This is a genomic window from Staphylococcus sp. FSL W8-0305, from assembly GCF_037966415.1.
In the GTDB taxonomy this organism is placed as follows: domain Bacteria; phylum Bacillota; class Bacilli; order Staphylococcales; family Staphylococcaceae; genus Staphylococcus; species Staphylococcus aureus.
The window spans coordinates 2,032,897-2,052,077 of sequence record NZ_CP150198.1 but is presented as its reverse complement, the minus strand read 5'-3'; the positions used below and the strand labels follow the sequence as shown (position 1 = coordinate 2,052,077).

Annotated in this window: 17 protein-coding genes and 1 pseudogene; 12 read left to right on the top strand and 6 right to left on the bottom strand. The window is 32.3% G+C overall.

The features are described 5' to 3' along the window. Positions 1 to 110: 110 nt before the first annotated feature. The 3 genes from NST10_RS09965 (at position 111) to bstA (ending at position 2,425) form a co-directional block, all read left to right on the top strand. Positions 111 to 1,067, top strand: coding sequence for a rhodanese-related sulfurtransferase (locus NST10_RS09965; protein WP_001109292.1), 957 nt, complete (start codon positions 111 to 113; stop codon positions 1,065 to 1,067). Between the two features lie 152 nt (positions 1,068 to 1,219). Beyond that, positions 1,220 to 1,858 carry a pyroglutamyl-peptidase I gene (pcp, locus tag NST10_RS09960; protein WP_000547818.1) on the top strand — a complete coding sequence of 213 codons (639 nt, stop codon included), beginning with the start codon at positions 1,220 to 1,222 and terminating at the stop codon, positions 1,856 to 1,858. A 102-nt stretch (positions 1,859 to 1,960) separates the two neighbouring features. Next, positions 1,961 to 2,425: a bacillithiol transferase BstA gene (bstA, locus tag NST10_RS09955; RefSeq protein WP_000208922.1), complete on the top strand. Its 465-nt coding sequence runs from the start codon at positions 1,961 to 1,963 to the stop codon at positions 2,423 to 2,425. Positions 2,426 to 2,585: 160 nt separating this feature from the next. On the opposite strand, the gene NST10_RS09950 is transcribed toward bstA, so the two are convergent. After that, on the bottom strand, positions 2,586 to 5,015 hold the full coding sequence (locus tag NST10_RS09950; RefSeq protein ID WP_001039408.1) for a Cna B-type domain-containing protein: 2,430 nt from the start codon (positions 5,013 to 5,015) through the stop codon (positions 2,586 to 2,588). A gap of 377 nt (positions 5,016 to 5,392) precedes the next feature. Here NST10_RS09950 and NST10_RS09945 point away from each other — a divergent pair, with 377 nt between their 5' ends. Continuing rightward, positions 5,393 to 6,811: an anion permease gene (locus tag NST10_RS09945; protein WP_000432366.1), complete on the top strand. Its 1,419-nt coding sequence runs from the start codon at positions 5,393 to 5,395 to the stop codon at positions 6,809 to 6,811. A gap of 548 nt (positions 6,812 to 7,359) precedes the next feature. Here NST10_RS09945 and rarD read toward each other — a convergent pair. Next, a complete protein-coding gene (gene rarD / locus NST10_RS09940) occupies positions 7,360 to 8,268 on the bottom strand; it encodes an EamA family transporter RarD (protein WP_001091175.1) in 909 nt (302 codons plus the stop codon). A 221-nt stretch (positions 8,269 to 8,489) separates the two neighbouring features. Here rarD and NST10_RS09935 point away from each other — a divergent pair, with 221 nt between their 5' ends. From NST10_RS09935 to NST10_RS09925, 3 genes are all read left to right on the top strand, one after another. Then, the gene (locus NST10_RS09935; protein ID WP_000174583.1) at positions 8,490 to 9,065 is read left to right on the top strand and encodes a DNA-binding protein; all 576 of its coding nucleotides are present in this window, start codon (positions 8,490 to 8,492) and stop codon (positions 9,063 to 9,065) included. 163 nt (positions 9,066 to 9,228) lie between these two features. Continuing rightward, a complete protein-coding gene (locus NST10_RS09930; RefSeq protein WP_000215635.1) occupies positions 9,229 to 10,245 on the top strand; it encodes a HoxN/HupN/NixA family nickel/cobalt transporter in 1,017 nt (338 codons plus the stop codon). A 241-nt stretch (positions 10,246 to 10,486) separates the two neighbouring features. Continuing rightward, positions 10,487 to 11,287 carry an arylamine N-acetyltransferase gene (locus NST10_RS09925; RefSeq protein WP_001017413.1) on the top strand — a complete coding sequence of 267 codons (801 nt, stop codon included), beginning with the start codon at positions 10,487 to 10,489 and terminating at the stop codon, positions 11,285 to 11,287. A gap of 301 nt (positions 11,288 to 11,588) precedes the next feature. Here NST10_RS09925 and NST10_RS09920 read toward each other — a convergent pair whose 3' ends face one another. Next, on the bottom strand, positions 11,589 to 12,101 hold the full coding sequence (locus tag NST10_RS09920; protein WP_000410770.1) for an HdeD family acid-resistance protein: 513 nt from the start codon (positions 12,099 to 12,101) through the stop codon (positions 11,589 to 11,591). A gap of 289 nt (positions 12,102 to 12,390) precedes the next feature. On the opposite strand from NST10_RS09920, the gene vraD reads away from it, so the two are divergent. The 4 genes and pseudogenes from vraD (at position 12,391) to NST10_RS09900 (ending at position 16,321) form a co-directional block, all read left to right on the top strand. After that, positions 12,391 to 13,149, top strand: coding sequence for a peptide resistance ABC transporter ATP-binding subunit VraD (vraD, locus tag NST10_RS09915; protein WP_000154162.1), 759 nt, complete (start codon positions 12,391 to 12,393; stop codon positions 13,147 to 13,149). Continuing rightward, positions 13,139 to 15,019, top strand: a complete 1,881-nt coding sequence (gene vraE / locus NST10_RS09910) for a peptide resistance ABC transporter permease subunit VraE (RefSeq protein WP_000143675.1) — start codon at positions 13,139 to 13,141, stop codon at positions 15,017 to 15,019. The genes vraD and vraE overlap by 11 nt, the downstream gene beginning before the upstream one ends. A gap of 91 nt (positions 15,020 to 15,110) precedes the next feature. Next, a complete protein-coding gene (gene vraH, locus NST10_RS09905; protein ID WP_000672024.1) occupies positions 15,111 to 15,302 on the top strand; it encodes a peptide resistance ABC transporter activity modulator VraH in 192 nt (63 codons plus the stop codon). Positions 15,303 to 15,508: 206 nt separating this feature from the next. Continuing rightward, positions 15,509 to 16,321, top strand: a pseudogene (locus tag NST10_RS09900) (IS30 family transposase). Between the two features lie 67 nt (positions 16,322 to 16,388). On the opposite strand, the gene NST10_RS09895 reads toward NST10_RS09900, so the two are convergent. Genes NST10_RS09895 through NST10_RS09885 form a run of 3 tightly spaced genes read right to left on the bottom strand, consistent with a single transcriptional unit; the run spans position 16,389 to position 18,459 of the window. Continuing rightward, on the bottom strand, positions 16,389 to 16,886 hold the full coding sequence (locus NST10_RS09895; protein ID WP_000586234.1) for a hypothetical protein: 498 nt from the start codon (positions 16,884 to 16,886) through the stop codon (positions 16,389 to 16,391). A gap of 1 nt (position 16,887) precedes the next feature. Beyond that, a complete protein-coding gene (locus NST10_RS09890; RefSeq protein WP_000790915.1) occupies positions 16,888 to 17,637 on the bottom strand; it encodes an SAR2788 family putative toxin in 750 nt (249 codons plus the stop codon). Positions 17,638 to 17,655: 18 nt separating this feature from the next. Next, positions 17,656 to 18,459 (bottom strand): S8 family serine peptidase, encoded by an 804-nt coding sequence (locus NST10_RS09885; protein ID WP_339209766.1) that lies wholly within the window; start codon positions 18,457 to 18,459, stop codon positions 17,656 to 17,658. Between the two features lie 483 nt (positions 18,460 to 18,942). Between NST10_RS09885 and NST10_RS09880 the strand changes: the two genes are divergently transcribed. Next, a complete protein-coding gene (locus NST10_RS09880) occupies positions 18,943 to 19,143 on the top strand; it encodes a cold-shock protein (RefSeq protein WP_001059079.1) in 201 nt (66 codons plus the stop codon). The last annotated feature ends 38 nt before the right edge of the window (positions 19,144 to 19,181 follow it).

Here is a 19,181-nt window from a genome sequence, read left to right as displayed (position 1 = left end):
GAATGACAATACAACTCTGTTAAAATGATGGACGTAGACAAATATGCGTATTGACGCTTTATTTTAAAAATTAACATGCTTATAACATGTTTTTAGAAGGAGATTAACCTATGAACTATCAAGTTCTTTTATATTATAAATATACGACGATTGATGACCCTGAACAGTTTGCTCAGGATCACTTAGCCTTTTGTAAAGCACACCATTTAAAAGGTAGAATTCTTGTTTCTACAGAAGGTATTAACGGCACATTATCTGGTACAAAAGAAGAAACCGAACAATATATGGCACATATGCATGCCGATGAACGATTCAAAGATATGGTGTTTAAAATTGATGAAGCTGAAGGACATGCTTTTAAGAAAATGCATGTACGTCCTCGAAAAGAGATTGTTGCTTTAGATTTAGAAGAAGACGTCGATCCAAGACACACAACTGGCCAATATTTATCACCTGTAGAATTTAGAAAAGCTCTTGAAGATGATGACACAGTCATTATTGATGCACGTAATGATTATGAATTTGATTTAGGTCATTTCCGAGGTGCAATTCGTCCAAATATCACGCGCTTTAGAGATTTGCCTGACTGGATTAAAGAGAATAAAGCGTTATTTGCAGATAAAAAAGTGGTTACGTACTGTACTGGTGGCATTCGATGTGAAAAATTTTCTGGCTGGTTATTAAAAGAAGGTTTCGAAGATGTAGCGCAGCTTCACGGCGGTATAGCTACATATGGTAAAGACCCTGAAACAAAAGGTCAATATTGGGACGGTAAAATGTATGTATTTGATGATCGTATCAGTGTTGATATCAACCAAGTTGAAAAAACGATTATTGGTAAGGATTGGTTTGATGGCAAACCATGTGAACGTTATATTAATTGCGCTAACCCAGAATGTAATAAACAAATATTAGTTTCTGAAGAAAACGAAGCTAAATATTTAGGTGCATGCTCTTATGATTGTGCTAAACATGAGCGTAATCGTTATGTTCAAGCAAATAATATTAGTGGTAATGAGTGGCAACAACGTTTAACAAACTTTGATGATTTACATCAACATGCTTAGTATTAATTAAATACCTTTCAAAACACGCTTTGAAAATCCGATTTATAAAGGTTTTTCAAGGCTGTTTTTTTATGCGCATGCATAACCTGATATGTTTTTAATTATGCGCATGTTATACTAAATTAAATTTTAATACTGCGGGGTGTCTTAAAATGCACATTTTAGTAACAGGGTTCGCGCCTTTTGACAATCAAGATATTAATCCTTCTTGGGAAGCTGTGACTCAACTAGAAAATATTATTGGCACACATACAATCGATAAATTAAAACTACCAACCTCTTTTAAGAAAGTAGATACTATTATAAATAAAACGTTGGCATCTAATCATTATGATGTTGTACTAGCTATAGGACAAGCTGGTGGTAGAAATGCCATTACCCCAGAACGTGTCGCCATTAATATTGATGATGCACGTATTCCAGATAATGATGATTTTCAACCTATTGATCAAGCCATTCATTTAGACGGTGCGCCAGCTTATTTTTCAAATTTACCAGTTAAAGCAATGACTCAAAGTATTATTAACCAAGGACTTCCTGGAGCACTTTCAAATAGTGCAGGTACGTTCGTATGTAATCACGTACTTTATCACTTAGGTTATTTACAAGATAAGCATTACCCTCACCTTCGATTCGGTTTTATTCATGTGCCATATATACCAGAGCAAGTCGTTGGTAAACCCGATACACCATCTATGCCATTAGAAAAGATAGTTGCAGGTTTGACTGCAGCTATTGAAGCTATTTCTAATGATGAGGATTTACACCTAGCCCTAGGCACAACGCAATAGTTATAAATGCACAAACAAAATACATTCCTTAAATAACTAACAAATTTGTTAATAGGGTAATACTTACGGAAGTATGTTTTATTTATGGGGGCGGAATTAATAATGACTACAAAAACAGTATTTGATGTCATTGATATGGGTTTAGGATATTTAGTAAATGTGTATGATACTTGGAAAGTTGAAAAGGTACTTGATGATTATCATAAGCCTTTTTCTAATACCATTCATTGGCAATTTGGGCATGTATTAACAATTTTTGAATCAGCCTTAGCTGTTGCTGGTAAAGAGAATATTGATTTAAATATATATAGACCTTTATTCGGAAATGGTTCGTCTCCAGATGAATGGAAGGATGAAGTACCGAGTATTGAAACGATTTTAGAAAGTCTCCAAACATTACCTGAACGTGCACGAAATCTAACTGAAGATGATTTAGCAATTGAATTGAAACAACCAATTGTCGGTTGTAATAACTTAGAAGAGTTATTAGTATTAAATGCCATTCACATCCCACTTCATGCTGGTAAAATTGAAGAGATGTCTCGTATATTAAAAAATTTTAAATAAATATGTGCTTATTAACCGTTAACAACACGTTAACGGATTTTTTTATTTTTTAAAAGGCCACTCTTAGTCTGCTTACATACAGATTAAAAGTGACCTATTAATATCATGTATTATACATAGAACTAAGAATAGCCTTATCTATAAAAATAATTATAATGGTTTATGAGTTAAATCTTTTTCTTAAAATTAAATACAATCCCAATATACCTATAAATACCCATGTAATCCATGAAGTTATAATCTTCATACCAGTTTTTGGTAATTCTTTTAGAGGATTTTCAGGTTTGGTTTTATTATCTTTAGGTTGATCATCCTTATCCACTTTTGATGGCTTATCTGGGGGAGTTGGTTTAACTTTATTAGAATGATCAGGTTTAGTTGGTGGTGTTTTGTCTTTTGGTTTTTCAGGATAGATTGGTTTATTCGGTTTTTCTGGCGTATATTTATTCGTCACAATCAAGTTGCCCATATCATTGTTATCCACATGCGTTGTATAGCCATTAACTTTTGTTAATTCCTCGACTGTGTATTTTACTTGTTGACCTTTTGCTTTTTCATCTAATCCTGTCCACGTATGTGTCCAGTTATTAGATTCATTTAATGTTGCTGTTTTTCCTGTTGCTTTTCCATCTTGATATAACTCAACTTTGATTTCAGTTGGTCGTTTTCCGTCTTGGTTATTATTGTCATCCCAATTTTTCGTTACTGTTGCCGATGTCTCTCCTGGTGTATACTTGTTCGTTATTGTCGTACCGTTGATGTCTGTTGTGTAGTCTTTTACGTGATCTTCGGTCACTGTATATTCTATTTTCTTTCCTTCATCATACTTCGGTAAGTCTTTAAATTTGTACTTCCAGTTTGTTTCAGATGTTACATCTACCGTTTCTACTTTCTCTCCATTAGCCAATAAATTTACACTGACTTTTTCTGGTCTCTTACCATCTTGATTGTCTTTGTCGTCCCATACTTTTTCACCACTAATTGATGTTGTTTCGATTGGTTTTTCAGTATTAGTAACCACTAAACCATCTTCTTTTTTAGTATATCCTTCTGGTGTTGTATCTTTACCTTGAGCATTTACTTCTTTAACTAAATATTTAATAGTCTTGCCATTTTTGTCATTTTCCGGAAGATTAGACCATGTCACTTTTGTCGTTCCATCTTCTAATTTTTTAATTTCTGCTTTGTCTACTGGTGTTGTGTTTTGATTGTCATCTTGTTTGTACAACTTGAAATAAATCGTTGGTTTCACTTTTTGAGTGCCTTCCCAAACCTTTTGAGCAGAAACATCTTTTGTTTTTTCTATCTCTTTTGCATTTTCAATAGTCGTAAAATATCCCTGATTATCTGTATCTTTCATAGTAAACGGATATTCTTTATCCTTATCAAATGTATACGGTGCTGGCGCCTCTATTTCTTTTAAAATATAGTCTCCGCTAGGCAACGCTTTAATATTAGCAATACCGTTTGCATCTGTTTTAATCTCAATTTCTTTTTGATTGTCCTTTACAACTGATCCATCTTTTTTAGAAAGTTTAAATTTTACATTAGCTATAGGAGCCTTGGTATCTTTATCCTGTTTTAAAACTTTTAATTCACCTTTTACAGTACCTTCAATACCGGCATTAGCATTAATATTATGCACAGTATGATTAAATGCTTTCCCGTTCACTTCTTCCTTACCATGCTCTTGATACCAAGCTTGTGAATTATTAACAAACTCTTTTTGCTGTTCATTCGTAATTTTGGTTTTGTAGTTAATTGAAAAACTATTAAGTGACCCATAGCCTTGTGGAATTGTTACATCAATTGTGTTCTTCGTATTATCAACAGTTATTTTAGAACCTGGAAAGGCTTTTTCAAAATCAGTAATTGCATTTGGTCCACTATAATAATTGCTATGTGTACCTGTCACATTAATGTTTAATGTGCTTAAATCTAACTGCTGTCCACCTTGAATCTGATCCTTTATAGTAATATCTTTCGATACATATCTTTTTTCATTATTAATATTTAAAAACCATCGTACATGTGTCGTATCTTCTGGCAGCATATCTCCCGTTTTATAATAGAAAACACTACTTGTTCCCGCTTCACTTTTATGAACCGTAACATTCGTTGATTTATTCCCAGATGTTATCGTAGCTACTTTGTCATCTGAAGTATTTGTTTGCGTTAAATTTCTTCCTTGTACTTCAAATTCTGCAAATCCCGAAACATCACTTAATTTTTCTACTTTATCATTGAATGTAATTGTTGCTCCGTCTGGCGTAATAACTGCTTGACCCACCTGTTCACCTTTAACAGTTAATGATACTGTTTTGCTATAACCCTCTATCTTTACTGTACCACTTGTCGGCCATGCCACTTTAATCGTGTCACCATTTTGTATTTTTCCATTTTTATCGTCGAACGTCATTTTTACTGTCGTTTTACCACCATCTTCTATCTTAGACGGTGATACAGTTAAATCTGTAACATTCGTTGATGAAATATCTCGTGCTGCAAATGCTTCATTTTTATTAAATAAAGGTGTGATGATATTTAATAACATTATAAAGACCATAAACTTCAACACATTTTTGTTCATAAAAACCCCTCCTTATACTCTATGTCATATCCACAGGATACTAATAATAAATTATAAACTAATTTAGTTCTTATTCAATGAAATTTATCAAAAATTCATATTATTATTTTATTATGCAAAATATATACAGTATAACGAATACAAGTGCATGAAGTTAACTTGTATCAATTAATTTCTTAGTATATTAGTTCATTTTCAAAATCTTTTAAATTTAATAAACACCAACTATACCAGTTCTTCACTGCTTCTCGAAAAATAATTATATTAATGATTTCGTTAATTTAATTTTATATTTAATTATTACTGTACATCTTTTGTAGTTAGCTTTATTCTTAAATTGAAATATGTATAAAACATAGAAAGAAGGACGTTTTAACATGGAAAACACGGTTAAATATCGTAAGTTTATACTCCCTATCGTTGTAGGTCTCCTAATTTGGGCACTTACACCTTTTAAACCGGATACTGTGGATCCAACAGCATGGTATATGTTCGCAATATTCGTCGCGACAATCATTGCTTGTATTACACAACCGATGCCAATTGGGGCTGTCTCTATAATTGGATTTACAATCATGGTACTCGTTGGCATTGTTGACATGAAAACGGCTGTCGCTGGTTTTGGTAATAATAGCATTTGGTTAATTGCTATGGCCTTTTTCATTTCAAGAGGATTTGTGAAAACAGGTCTTGGTAGACGTATCGCACTTCATTTCGTCAAATTATTTGGTAAAAAAACATTAGGCTTAGCATATTCTATCGTCGGTGTAGATTTAATTCTAGCGCCTGCTACACCAAGTAATACCGCGCGTGCAGGTGGAATCATGTTCCCAATTATCAAATCACTTTCTGAATCATTTGGTTCGAAACCGAAAGACGAATCATCACGTAAAATGGGTGCATTTCTAGTTTTCACAGAATTCCAAGGTAACTTAATTACTGCGGCTATGTTTTTAACTGCAATGGCCGGTAATCCCCTTGCACAAAATTTAGCATCTAGCACATCTAATGTTCACATTACATGGATGAATTGGTTCTTAGCTGCTTTAGTTCCTGGACTTGTTTCCTTAATTGTTGTACCTTTTATCATTTATAAAATTTATCCACCAACTGTTAAAGAAACACCAAATGCTAAAAGTTGGGCTGAAAATGAATTAGCGACTATGGGTAAAATCGCTTTAGCTGAAAAATTTATGATTGGTATTTTTGTCATTGCTCTAACACTATGGATTGTCGGAAGTTTCATTCATATTGATGCAACTTTAACGGCCTTTATTGCGCTAGCATTGTTATTATTGACAGGCGTCTTAACATGGCAAGACATTTTAAACGAAACAGGTGCTTGGAACACATTAGTATGGTTCTCAGTGTTAGTGTTAATGGCCGACCAATTGAACAAGCTTGGATTTATTCCTTGGTTAAGTAAATCCATTGCTACAAGTCTTGGTGGATTAAGCTGGCCTATAGTACTGGTCATTTTAATATTGTTCTACTTCTATTCACATTACTTATTTGCAAGTTCTACAGCACATATCAGTGCTATGTATGCAGCATTACTAGGCGTTGCCATCGCAGCCGGTGCACCACCATTATTCAGTGCATTAATGTTAGGTTTCTTTGGTAACCTATTAGCTTCAACAACACACTATAGTAGTGGTCCAGCGCCGATTCTCTTCTCTTCAGGTTACGTGACTCAAAAACGTTGGTGGACAATGAACTTAATATTAGGTTTCGTCTACTTTATTATCTGGATTGGTTTAGGATCACTTTGGATGAAAGTAATTGGTATATTTTAAAATGTTTAAATTAGGGAGTGGGACAGAAATGATATTTTCGCAAAATTTATTTCGTCGTCCCACCCCGGCAAGGTTGACTAGAATTGAAAAAAGCTTGTTACAAGCGCATTTTCGTTCAGTCAACTACTGCCAATATAACATCGTAGAGCATAGAACATTGATTTATGTCCCAGCCTGTTTTTAATTTGTATTTAAAATCAATCTTTGCTAAATCAAGACTCCCCTTTTTAAAATACGTTTATCCTTTAAATCATTGCGTACTTCACTGAAAATTTGTATAAAGATTTAAGTCATTACGTAACATCACATAAAATACATTTCTATATTAATCCGCTTCATTGATTAACATTACTTATGTATCATAAATCATCAAACAAAAAACACTTTCGCTTAAATTCATTTAATTATGAATTCAACGAAAGTGCTTTATTTTATATTTAATGTTTCAAATTTATACGGCTGTCACTATTACTGCACACATACCTCAGTCTCACCTTAACATAGCACAAAGGAAGTTGAAAACATGTATAATTATCTCTCCTCGCATTTTATAGGGTTTTTGCGACCGGATGTTTCTTCAATTTAATGTATTGAGAAAGACTATATAACACAATACCTGTCCAAATAAATATAAACGTAATTAATTGATCTATACTAAAAGGCTCTTTGAAAACAAATATGCCGAGTACAAACATTATTGTTGGTCCAACGTATTGAATAAATCCTATTAGCGAAAGTGGAATACGTTTTGCCCCGGCTGAGAATAGGATTAGTGGTATTGCCGTAATAGCACCAGAAAATAATAACCAAAATGATGACATGTTCAATCCAAATGACATCTGATGTTGCTGCCATAAATAAATAACGTATATGAGTCCAGCAGGTGCGGTAACAATACATTCAATCGTAATACTGCTGATGGCATCAATATGTACTACTTTTTTTAATAATCCGTATGTACCAAAGGATAACGCTAATATAATAGAGACGATTGGGAATTCTCCAATCTTGAGCGTCATATATAATACACCGATGAATGCGAATAAAATGGCTAGCCATTCAAATTTATTGAATCTTTCTTTTAAAAAGATAAGTGCGAGCAAAATGCTAACAAGTGGATTTATATAATAACCTAAACTTGTTTGTAGTACGTGACCGTTCGTTACAGCCCAAATAAATGTACCCCAATTTAATGTGATAACATAACCCGCTACGACAATTGCTAGTAATTGAATGGGCTTGGCTAACAATTGATTCATATCTCGTTGAAATGCATTGCGTTGTTTTTGTCCAACCGCGAGTATGAAAATCATGAATATTACTGAAAATATAATACGAAAGGCTAAAATTTCAAATGCGCCTATTGCATCAACGAACTGCCAATATATAGGTAGTATTCCCCACAGAATGTAAGCACTAAGTGCTAAAAATATACCTTTTTTATATTCTGTATTCACTTACATACCTCCTTACTCTCCCAAATTTTTAACATGTTACGCTCACTTAGTTAAGCTAATATAACGATTTTACTAATAATATTTCGATAAAGATATCATTTTGTTTATATTTTCCACATTTATTCGCCAACCACTAAACAATATTAATTTTATAAATAATTCTGTACAAATCAGGGTATATTGCCAGAAAGACTACCAAACAACATAAAGGATGGATACAAATGACTTTACCTAAAATTGGAAAGCCTGCAACACGTGCATTAAATTCACAAGGTATATACACATTAGAAGATGTATCACAATATACAAAGTCATCTCTAATGGAGATGCATGGCGTTGGTCCTAAAGCTATATCAATATTGGAACAAGCTTTATTTCAGCACCAACTACATTTTAAAACGGAAGTTCATTCATCATTACCTTTTTTATTAACAGGAGACGTGCCATGCAATCATGCCCCTAAACGTCAACAAATGATAGATTTTATAGTTGCTACAGCAGCATTAGATATTGAATTATTACGTTCACTGGTTACAACAGAATTTATTTGGTCTGTGCCTGGACACTTTGACATTTATGGACCTCAAATATTAATTCAAGAACTATCTAATCATTATAAAGAGATTGCTTCGCTCAATATTCAATCCATCATCACACATGGCTATTTCGGTTCCATGCACGGTAGTCAAATATTAAAAACTGGTAAAGAGATTCATTTTGCTCATTTTTTTGAATTTGAAAATCATAAAAAGGATGCCAAGTTAAGCAAAGTGACATCTTACATTGTTGTTGGTTAATGACTCAAATTATATATCGCAAAAAATTCTTTTGCTTTTACATGTATATTTTTATATAACAAATAATTTTGCATAACATTTTTGTTATATGAACACTTATTACTAGAGTGCACATTGAACATACAGTATGATTAAATATCATGTTATGAAAGAAGGATATATTTTGACTGTTTTTAAAAATGAGCGCTTAAGCTGGTTACCATACATAGCTATTGTCATTTTGTTACACGTTATTGGGTTTAGTTTTTTATGGATTGCTGGAAAAGACCATCATATCTTATTTGGTATGGGGATTCTTGCATATACATTAGGTTTACGTCATGCATTTGATGCTGATCATATCGCCGCGATAGATAATACGGTTCGCAAATTATTACAGCAACGCAAAGATCCATCTGGTGTTGGTTTCTACTTTTCAATTGGACATTCATCTGTTGTATTTTTAATGGCTGTTTTTTTAGGGGTATCTGTAAAATGGGCTAAAGATGAATTACCACATTTCCAAGATATTGGTGGAACGATTGGTACACTAGTATCAGGTTTCTTTTTAGTGCTTATCGGTGTGTTGAATCTAATTATTTTAATCTCTTTAATTAACTTGTTCGCTAAATTACGTCGTGAACACATTGAAGAAGCTGAAGTCGATGCATTACTTGAATCTAGAGGATTTGTTTCTCGATTTGTAGGACCTTATTTCAAATTAATCACGCGTAGTTGGCACGTATTGCCACTTGGCTTTTTATTTGGACTTGGTTTTGATACAGCTAGTGAAATTGCGTTACTCGCTCTTTCTTCAGGCGCGTCACAACAGGCCATTTCATTTATCGGAATCTTATCTTTACCAATTTTATTCGCATCAGGTATGAGTTTGTTGGATACTTTAGATGGTGTTGTAATGAAATATGCCTATAATTGGGCATTCTTCAATCCTATTCGCAAAATCTATTACAATATAACGATTACTGCGATATCCGTCATAGCTGCATTAGTGATTGGGATGATTGAATTGCTGCAAATTCTTGCTGATAAGCTAGACTTACACGGTGCATTTTGGGCATTTATTAGTTCAATCGAATTTGATTATTTAGGCTATATTCTAGTCGCTTTATTTTTAATTACTTGGCTTATTTCGAGTTTAATTTGGAAGTTTGGTCGCATAGAACACAAATGGTCTAAATAAAGTAACTTGTCTTGCAATCATCTTTTTATTATTGCGTTTTTAGACACCCTGCATACTGACTCCTTTAGAATACGCTCTCAGTAGTCATCTTTAAATCGTTTCTTTTAGAGATGACCTCATTTTGAGAGCGTATTTTTCTATCTAAAATAGATCTTGTAAAATCCAGTGCTTTATTATTTAAAATTTTAGCATTTCTGTTTACAATTCTCTTATAGTCTTTAATACAGGAGGCGATATACTAATGAATATTGCAAAGTTAGAAGATTATCTACAAATTGAACCAACTCGTTATAATCAACCGAGTATTGAAGCATTAAATTATTATGCGACTCGCTTTATGTTAACGGTGCCTTTCGAAAATATTGATGTTCAAAATGGTAAACCAATATCTGTAGATATCGATGCACTTTTCAATAAAATTGTTCATGATAAACGCGGTGGTTTTTGTTATGAGTTAAACACATTTTTCAAAGCATATTTACAACAAAAAGGATTTAACCCAGAATTAATGTCGGCTACCATTCATACACCCGGTGGCGGTCGTAGTCAAAACGGTTCACATGCATCACTTGTTGTTTCTATTAATAATGTCTTTTATGTAACCGATGTCGGCTTTGGAGACTTACCTCTAAATGCCATACCGATTACTTTACCAGATGATACACAGCAGATCACTGATATCAGTGGGACATTCCGCGCTATTTTCAACAGTGAGGATAAGGACATTTTCTATGTTCAAAAATATGAAAATAATCATTGGCATACAAAATACGAAGCTGAATTCAAGGCTAGAGAAATAGAAGAATTCGATCAAAACATTGAATATAATCAAACACATCCTGATTCAGTATTTGTAAAACATTTATTAATTACAATGCCACAATCATTTGGACGTGCTACAATGTCTGAAAACCATTTAACTTTAACAAAAGATGGAACGCCAGAAAAGTTAGCTATCACAAAAGATAACTATAAACAATTTTTAACAAAATATTTTGGATTAAATGTAACAATTAGTCGACTTGAAAACAGCGACAATTAATCATAAAAATACGGACGTAACTTACTTTAATGTAGGTAACGTCCTTTTTTAATACACATGTTCGTTAGGATGTGGGAAAAAATGATACAGCGCCACTAACAATTAATGATTTAGTGGTTCTCACACATTAGCCAGAGCTCGTGTGTACTTATAAATAGACATTCATGCGTAAAACGCATGCATAAAAAATACTAATTTCTAAAGAAAAAGTATTTCTTTATTGACACTCTGTGCAAACACAACAAAAAGGATATGGCACAAACTTCATGCCACACCCTTCTTTTGAACCGCTTCATTTTACTTAAGCAAGTGCATCTACAACATAAATGACACCTACGAATACAAATGCAATAGCAATCATCGTCGAAATAAAGACGATACCCATTAATGGATTAAATAATAAAATGACACCGAAAACAATACCTAATAAATTAAAAATCACTGAAATTAGTTTTAAGCTACCACTACCTGAAAACGTAAATAATCCAGCAATAGAACTAAAAATAAACCAAAATGCAAACATGTAGATAAAAAATGCCGAGCTAGCACCAACATTAAAAATGACAATAAGACCAAATAGAATATCTACAATCCCCATAAACAGAATCCAATTTTGGTTACCACCAACTAAAGCTTTGGCTTTTCTACGATAAACAATTTGAATCACACCATTAATCAATACAAATAATCCAATTAACCATGTGATTGCATAAAAGTTTTCAATTGGGAATGTAAAAATAACAACTGCTAACATTAATAACAACACACCCATAATCAAACTAGACCATTTAATTCCTTGATTTCCTTTTTCCATAACAATCATTTCCTTTCAAACAACGCCTTCTTTATATTTTAATTAGTGTCACTATTATTCATTGTTTAAATTCCCTCATCTTAACTTATAGAAACATTTCCTCAGTGCAAATACTGTGATGCTCAAATTAGTTGAACTGCTTTCCAATAATCCAAATTCACCCGAGAAAATCACGATATATTAATATCTTTCAACTATGTAAGATTCAAACATTGAATTGTAAGTTTAGATAAAGGCTACTGTTCTACTTATTATTTAAAATGAATTTAAATACAAAAGGAGTGATACTATGACGATATTATCAGTGCAACATGTTTCAAAAACATACGGTAAAAAGCACACATTTCAAGCACTTAAAGATATTAACTTTGACATACAAAAAGGCGAATTCGTTGCGATTATGGGGCCTTCTGGATCAGGTAAGACAACCTTATTAAATGTACTAAGTTCAATTGACCAAATTTCTAGCGGTAGCGTGATTGCTAACGGACAAGAGCTTAATAAACTTAATCAAAAAGCACTTGCCAAATTCCGTAAAGAATCATTAGGTTTCATCTTCCAAGATTACAGTATTCTGCCGACATTAACTGTTAAAGAAAACATTATGTTACCTTTATCTGTTCAAAAAATGTCGAAAGCAACAATGGAAGAAAATTATAAAGCAATCACAACAGCATTAGGTATTTATGACCTAGGAAATAAATACCCTAGCGAATTATCTGGTGGTCAACAACAAAGAACTGCAGCAGCGAGAGCATTTGTTCACAAACCACAAATCATATTTGCAGATGAGCCAACAGGCGCACTCGACTCGAAAAGTGCAAATGATTTATTACAACGTTTGGAAGAAATGAATAAATCGTTTGATACCACAATTGTCATGGTTACACATGATCCGGTTGCAGCAAGTTTTGCAGAACGTGTCATCATGCTAAAAGATGGCCAAATTCATACACAACTTTATCAGGAAGGACGTTCTAAACAGGCCTTTTATGAAGACATTGTACATCTTCAATCAGTATTAGGTGGTGTCTCAAATGACATTTAACCATATCGTTTTAAAAAACTTACGTCAAAACTTAAAACATTATGCAATGTATTTATTTTCATTATTTTTTAGCATCGTCTTATATTTCAGTTTTACAACCTTACAGTTTACTAAAGGTGTAAATAATGACGACTCGATGGCTATCATTAAGAAAGGTGCTTTAGTCGGATCAATATTTTTATTTATCATTATTGTCATCTTTTTAATGTATGCCAATCATTTATTCGTGAAACGTCGTACACGTGAATTTGCGCTATTTCAGTTGATTGGTTTAACACGACAAAACATTTTGAAAATGTTAGCACTTGAACAAATGATTGTATTTATAATCACAGGTGTTGTCGGTGTATTATGTGGCATTGCAGGTGCACAATTATTGCTTTCCATTGTATCTAAATTGATGTCATTATCGATTAACTTATCGATACATTTCGAACCTATGGCCCTTGTTTTAACTATTTTAATGCTAATTATTGCGTATATACTGATTTTATTTCAAAGCAGTTTATTTTTAAAAAGACGCAGTATCTTATCAATGATGAAAGACTCAGTTAAGACTGATGTTACAACTGCGAAAGTTACAGTTATAGAAGTCATTTCAGGCGTATTAGGTATTGCTATGATTGCACTAGGATATTATATGGCGACAGAAATGTTTGGTACGTTCAAAGCACTAACTATGGCTATGACATCACCGTTTATCATTTTATTTTTAACGGTTGTAGGTGCCTATTTATTCTTCAGAAGTTCCGTGTCACTAATTTTTAAAACTTTGAAAAAATCTAAAAATGGACGCGTATCTATTACAGATGTTGTATTTACATCTTCTATTATGTACAGAATGAAGAAAAATGCCATGTCTTTAACTATCATTGCAATTATTTCTGCAGTTACAGTAACTGTATTGTGTTTCGCAGCATTATCTAAATCAAATACCGATCAAACCCTTACATCTATGGCACCCAATGATTTTAACGTGGTCGCCTCTCAAGATGCGCAACAATTTGAATCTAAACTAAGCCAACAACATATTACATTTTCTAAAAATTATTATGAAACTATTACTGTAGATAATGTTAAAGATCAGGTTATTACTTTGGAAAATGGTAGTGATTCAGGTCGCACGAATTCTATTTTAAGTGCAAATACAAAGTTAACTGGTAACAATGCCATCATTACAAATACAAAATCACTTCCTAACGTGATTAATATTCATTTAAACAATGATTTAGTAGTAAAAGGTACAAAGAACGAGACTTTTCGTGTTACACAAGAAGACAAAGACAAGGTTTATCCTTTAAATCTAAGCTTTAATTCACCTGTCATTGAAGTAAGTCCAGAAAAGTATCAGCAATTGAAAACACAAAATAACGTTCATACTTTTTATGGATATGATATTAAACAAACATCACAAAAGAAAAAAGCTCAAGCAATTGCAAAACAGTTTGGAGACAAAATCATCACTTATGATGACATGAAAAAAGAGGTCGATGCTACTAACGGTATTCTAATATTCGTTACTTCATTTTTAGGATTAGCATTTTTAGTAGCAGCTGGATGTATTATTTATATTAAACAAATGGATGAAACTGAGGATGAACTAAGTAACTTCAGAATATTAAAACGCATAGGCTTTACGCACACAGATATGCTTAAAGGATTATTACTAAAAATTACTTTCAACTTCGGTTTACCATTATTGATTGCTATATTACATGCAGTATTCGCCGCAATAGCATTTATGAAATTGATGGGTAATATATCCTTCATGCCGGTTATTATAGTAATCATTGTATACACACTCATTTACATTGTTTTTGCTTTAATCGCTTTTGTACATTCAAATAAATTGATTAAGAAAACCATTTAACACTTGTGATTAAAAGATGATTCATTGAGATTTTGATTTTAAGCAATGCAGTATAACTATTAACTGATTTATAAAAAGGAGAGATTGAATCATGAAATTTAGAGAATTAGTAAAACAATCATACGAGGATTTAAAAAACTTGACTGTAACTTGGTATAACGTTATTGCTTTAGCAATTATTGTTATTGTCTTAAGCACCGTTACAACACCAATTATAGGTATTCCAGCTGGTTTATTAGGTGGCGCTTATTATTTAAAACGCCGCGAAGAAAAAGGTAAATAAGCCTTCTGTGCTAAACTCAATATGTATTTCCTACCAAAGAAAACATAAGGAGTTAGTACAGAATGGCCTATACACACCTTAACACGGATGAACTTACGTTCATAGACTCATATTATCACTAGAATCTTTCAGTTAAAGAGATTTCGAGTAGATTGAAACGTTCTAGACAGACAATTTATAACGTAATCAATGCTTTTAAGTCGGGTATGTCTGCCCTTGAATATTATCAAGAATACAAACAAAGAAAGTCTAATTGTGGGAGACATAGAATAGTGCTTCCAGAAGAACAGTCAGATTATATCCGAGAGAACGTAGCTGATGGATAGACACCTGATACTATTATTGGCAGAGGTGAACACACGATCAATTGTTCTGTTAAAACACTTTACAGAATGTTTAAAGAGAACATTTTTGCTGTACATGATTTACCTATGAAATGTAAAAGAAAGCCAAATGGCCATTCTGAAAAAAGAGGTGGATAGACTTTTAAAAGACATATTTCTGAAAGAATAGAAGAGTTCCCTTTATTCAATAAGGAGTTTGGACATCTCGAAGGAGATACTATTGTTGGTCGTCATGGTAGTGCAATCATTACTTTGGTAGAAAGAGTATCCAAGATGATTATCACCTTACGATCCTTAGGTCGTAAGGCAACTGATATAGAAAATGCTCTGAACTCAATGTTTTCTGCTTTACCTTCTCATATATTTAAATCAATTACTTTTGATTGTGGTAAGGAGTTCTCAAACTGGAAAACAATATGTAACTGTCACGATATATCTATATTTTTTGCTGATCCAAGCATGCCAGCACAGCGAGGTTTAAATGAACATTCTAACGGAATACTTAGACGCAGTGGATTAGATAAGGAACTGGATTTCAATTTAGTAACGGATGATCATATCATCAGTGTTGCTCAAAAAATCAATCATCGTCCTAGAAAATCTTTAGGTTATAGAACACCATTGGAAGTATTTATGAGTTTCATCAAAGATGATAAACTGTCCAGCTTAATTTGACAATCTAAAGATTTATAAAAAAGCCGTTGGTCTCTTCGAAACTACGGCTTTTCTCTGTGCTATAAAATCAGTATGGCGAAGCACAGTGATCATTGAATTCTGACTTTATATAACCAAGAGTATCTTTGGATACACTGATGATATCTATAACAGCATTGCTAATGTAGAATATATTTTCTTGATTATAGAATACAATAAATGGCTCCACTAAACCTTTTTTAATATATAAAGAATAATCAATTAAGTCTTTGTTTTTTATATTTTTAATAGTTGCAATAACATACTTCTCATCGGCAGAATGGATTTCTTCGTACCAGTTAGTAATATTAAAAAAACGACCAATTCTTGTTTTTTCTCTAAATTTAACAGGATATAAGTATTCAGACAAAAATGTACATTTCGTCTTTGATTGGTTATTAAATATAACATTAATAATATTAGAAATTTGCTTTTTATTGAGAACATCAATATCTAAGCGTATCCTATTTTTCTCAGGTGATTGAAAATAGGGAATTTCATGTTCTAAATCAAAATGTATTTGTTGTGTTTCAAGGTTAATAATCATTTTAATCTCCAATTCTTTTTAGGTTAGCATCGTATGTACCACTTCTTGTTTTCTTGCTACCTAAATTCTTAATACTGCTTGCACCTTTCCATGCTCCTCCTCGGTGTCCATCTTTATCGACAGATATATATTGAGGACGCCCTTTACTATTTTTCTTGAACACTTTTTTGCCATGGGATACATGCTTTGTAGCAGAATAACCCAATTTTTTAGCTGCCTGCGCGGCAACTTGAGGGCTTGTACGAATCATTGATGTTACAACTGTCTTACCATATTTTTGAATAGCTTTCTTAAGTCCTTGTTTGGCGATGAATCCTACTAATACAGCCACTACAGGTGCAATTGAAGCTTTAACCTCATTCGTATCATATATTATTTTTTCTCCCGTATCTTGGTCGGTAAATTCTGCCTTAAAGTCATTTTCATTAACAATCCTTAAAAATTTAACATCATAAGTTTTATCAAGTTTATTATTATAATTATCTTTTAATGAAGCATCTACAGTAATTTTATCTGTATTTAGGTCGTGTTCTAAACTGCTTTCAATGTTTAAATCTTTAGATTTAAAGTTATTGTCAATGTAATTACGATTATTTTTACTGTAAATATTCTCGTTAATTTTATTTGTGTTTATTTTACTATTCGAATTGTTAATATTAGCTTCTTTTATAACCACAGAAGCTTCTGCAAAGTTTCCGTAAGTAAAAGTTATAATAATTGCTAGAAATAGGATAATTATCTTGTTTTTCATGTTTTCTCCTTTGATGCGTTATTTTATTGGATATTCTTTTAAAATATGTGGTAAGTCATTTCGGAATTCAAGATTATTTGTCAGATAAGCAGTGAAATAGGCGGCTGCAAAAGATGTTCCATTTACAGTAAGTAACTCATCTTTTGATCCTTTTGTATATACGTCTACGCCAGGAGCTTTAAAATCGATTTTTTTAGTAGGTGCATATATAAATGGCTTATTGTTTTTGTCTATTGCTGTGATAGAATATACTTCGTTAAAACGTGCTGGATAGTCACTATAATCATCCATGTTATTCCCTGCTGCGGCTACTAAGATAATACCTTTATTTTTAGCGTTCTTTATAGCATCATGTAATTCTTTATTGTAACGCTGAAAGCCAAAACTCATATGAATAATATTTACGTCATTTTTGATACTCCAAGTTATGCCTTTTATTATGTTGTCTATATCGCCTTTAAGGTTATCATCTAATACTTTAACGTCATAAATACTTACTGATTTACTGATACCAATCAACTTTTCTTTATGTTCTCCATATGTGATAATACTTGCTACTTGAGTGGCGTGATTACTATCTGTAGTTATTTGATTATGATTGTTTATAGCATTGTATCTTTTTGTAACAAAATTATTGTTTATTCTTGTATTATTAATACCCGTATCTAAAATAGTAACTTTTACATTGGATGGCTTTGAATCATTTATACATATATTTAGACTGCTCCATGCCCAATTATTTGGTTGATTTAATAAATAAAACGAGAAAGAAATTATAAATATAGCGACCCCTATGGATAAATGTATTAAATTACGACTCATATGACACCTATAATTTTTAGTTAACTCTTTCTGCAATAAGACTGTTTAGAAAGATAAAAACTCATTAACTTGAATTTATACATATATATGTATATTATTTATATTTTCTTATATTCACCAATTTGTCAATATTTTTTTGATAAATTAACAGATATATATTTTGGAGAGCTCTATAAGATATACAACGTCAATCATTTTACAAAAGATAAAAATGGTATCAGTATTTAGACCGATATATCAATATAATTGATAAATTTTCAAATGCTTATAAACCCCTTTAAATCAACGTTTCTAAGGTTTTTAAAAATCTTTTTAAATTTATTTTCAAAAAACACTGTACATTATGCCAATATGAGCGTATAGTTGGACTTACGTAATAAAAGCTCGTGAATTAAATTGTAGTGTATTTGTTTAGAATATCCTCTTTTTTAGTTATGAATTTGTTACAAATATTAAGTGCAAAAGCACACGGAGGTTTTCTATATGAATAACGGTACAGTAAAATGGTTTAACGCAGAAAAAGGTTTTGGTTTCATCGAACAAGAAAATGGCGGAGACGTATTCGTACATTTCTCAGGTATCGCTAGCGATGGCTACAAAACTTTAGAAGAAGGTCAAAAAGTTACTTTCGAAATCACTGAAGGTCAACGTGGAGACCAAGCAGTTAACGTACAAACTGTTTAATCTTACAAAATAAAACGACTCATTATAAATGAATCGCT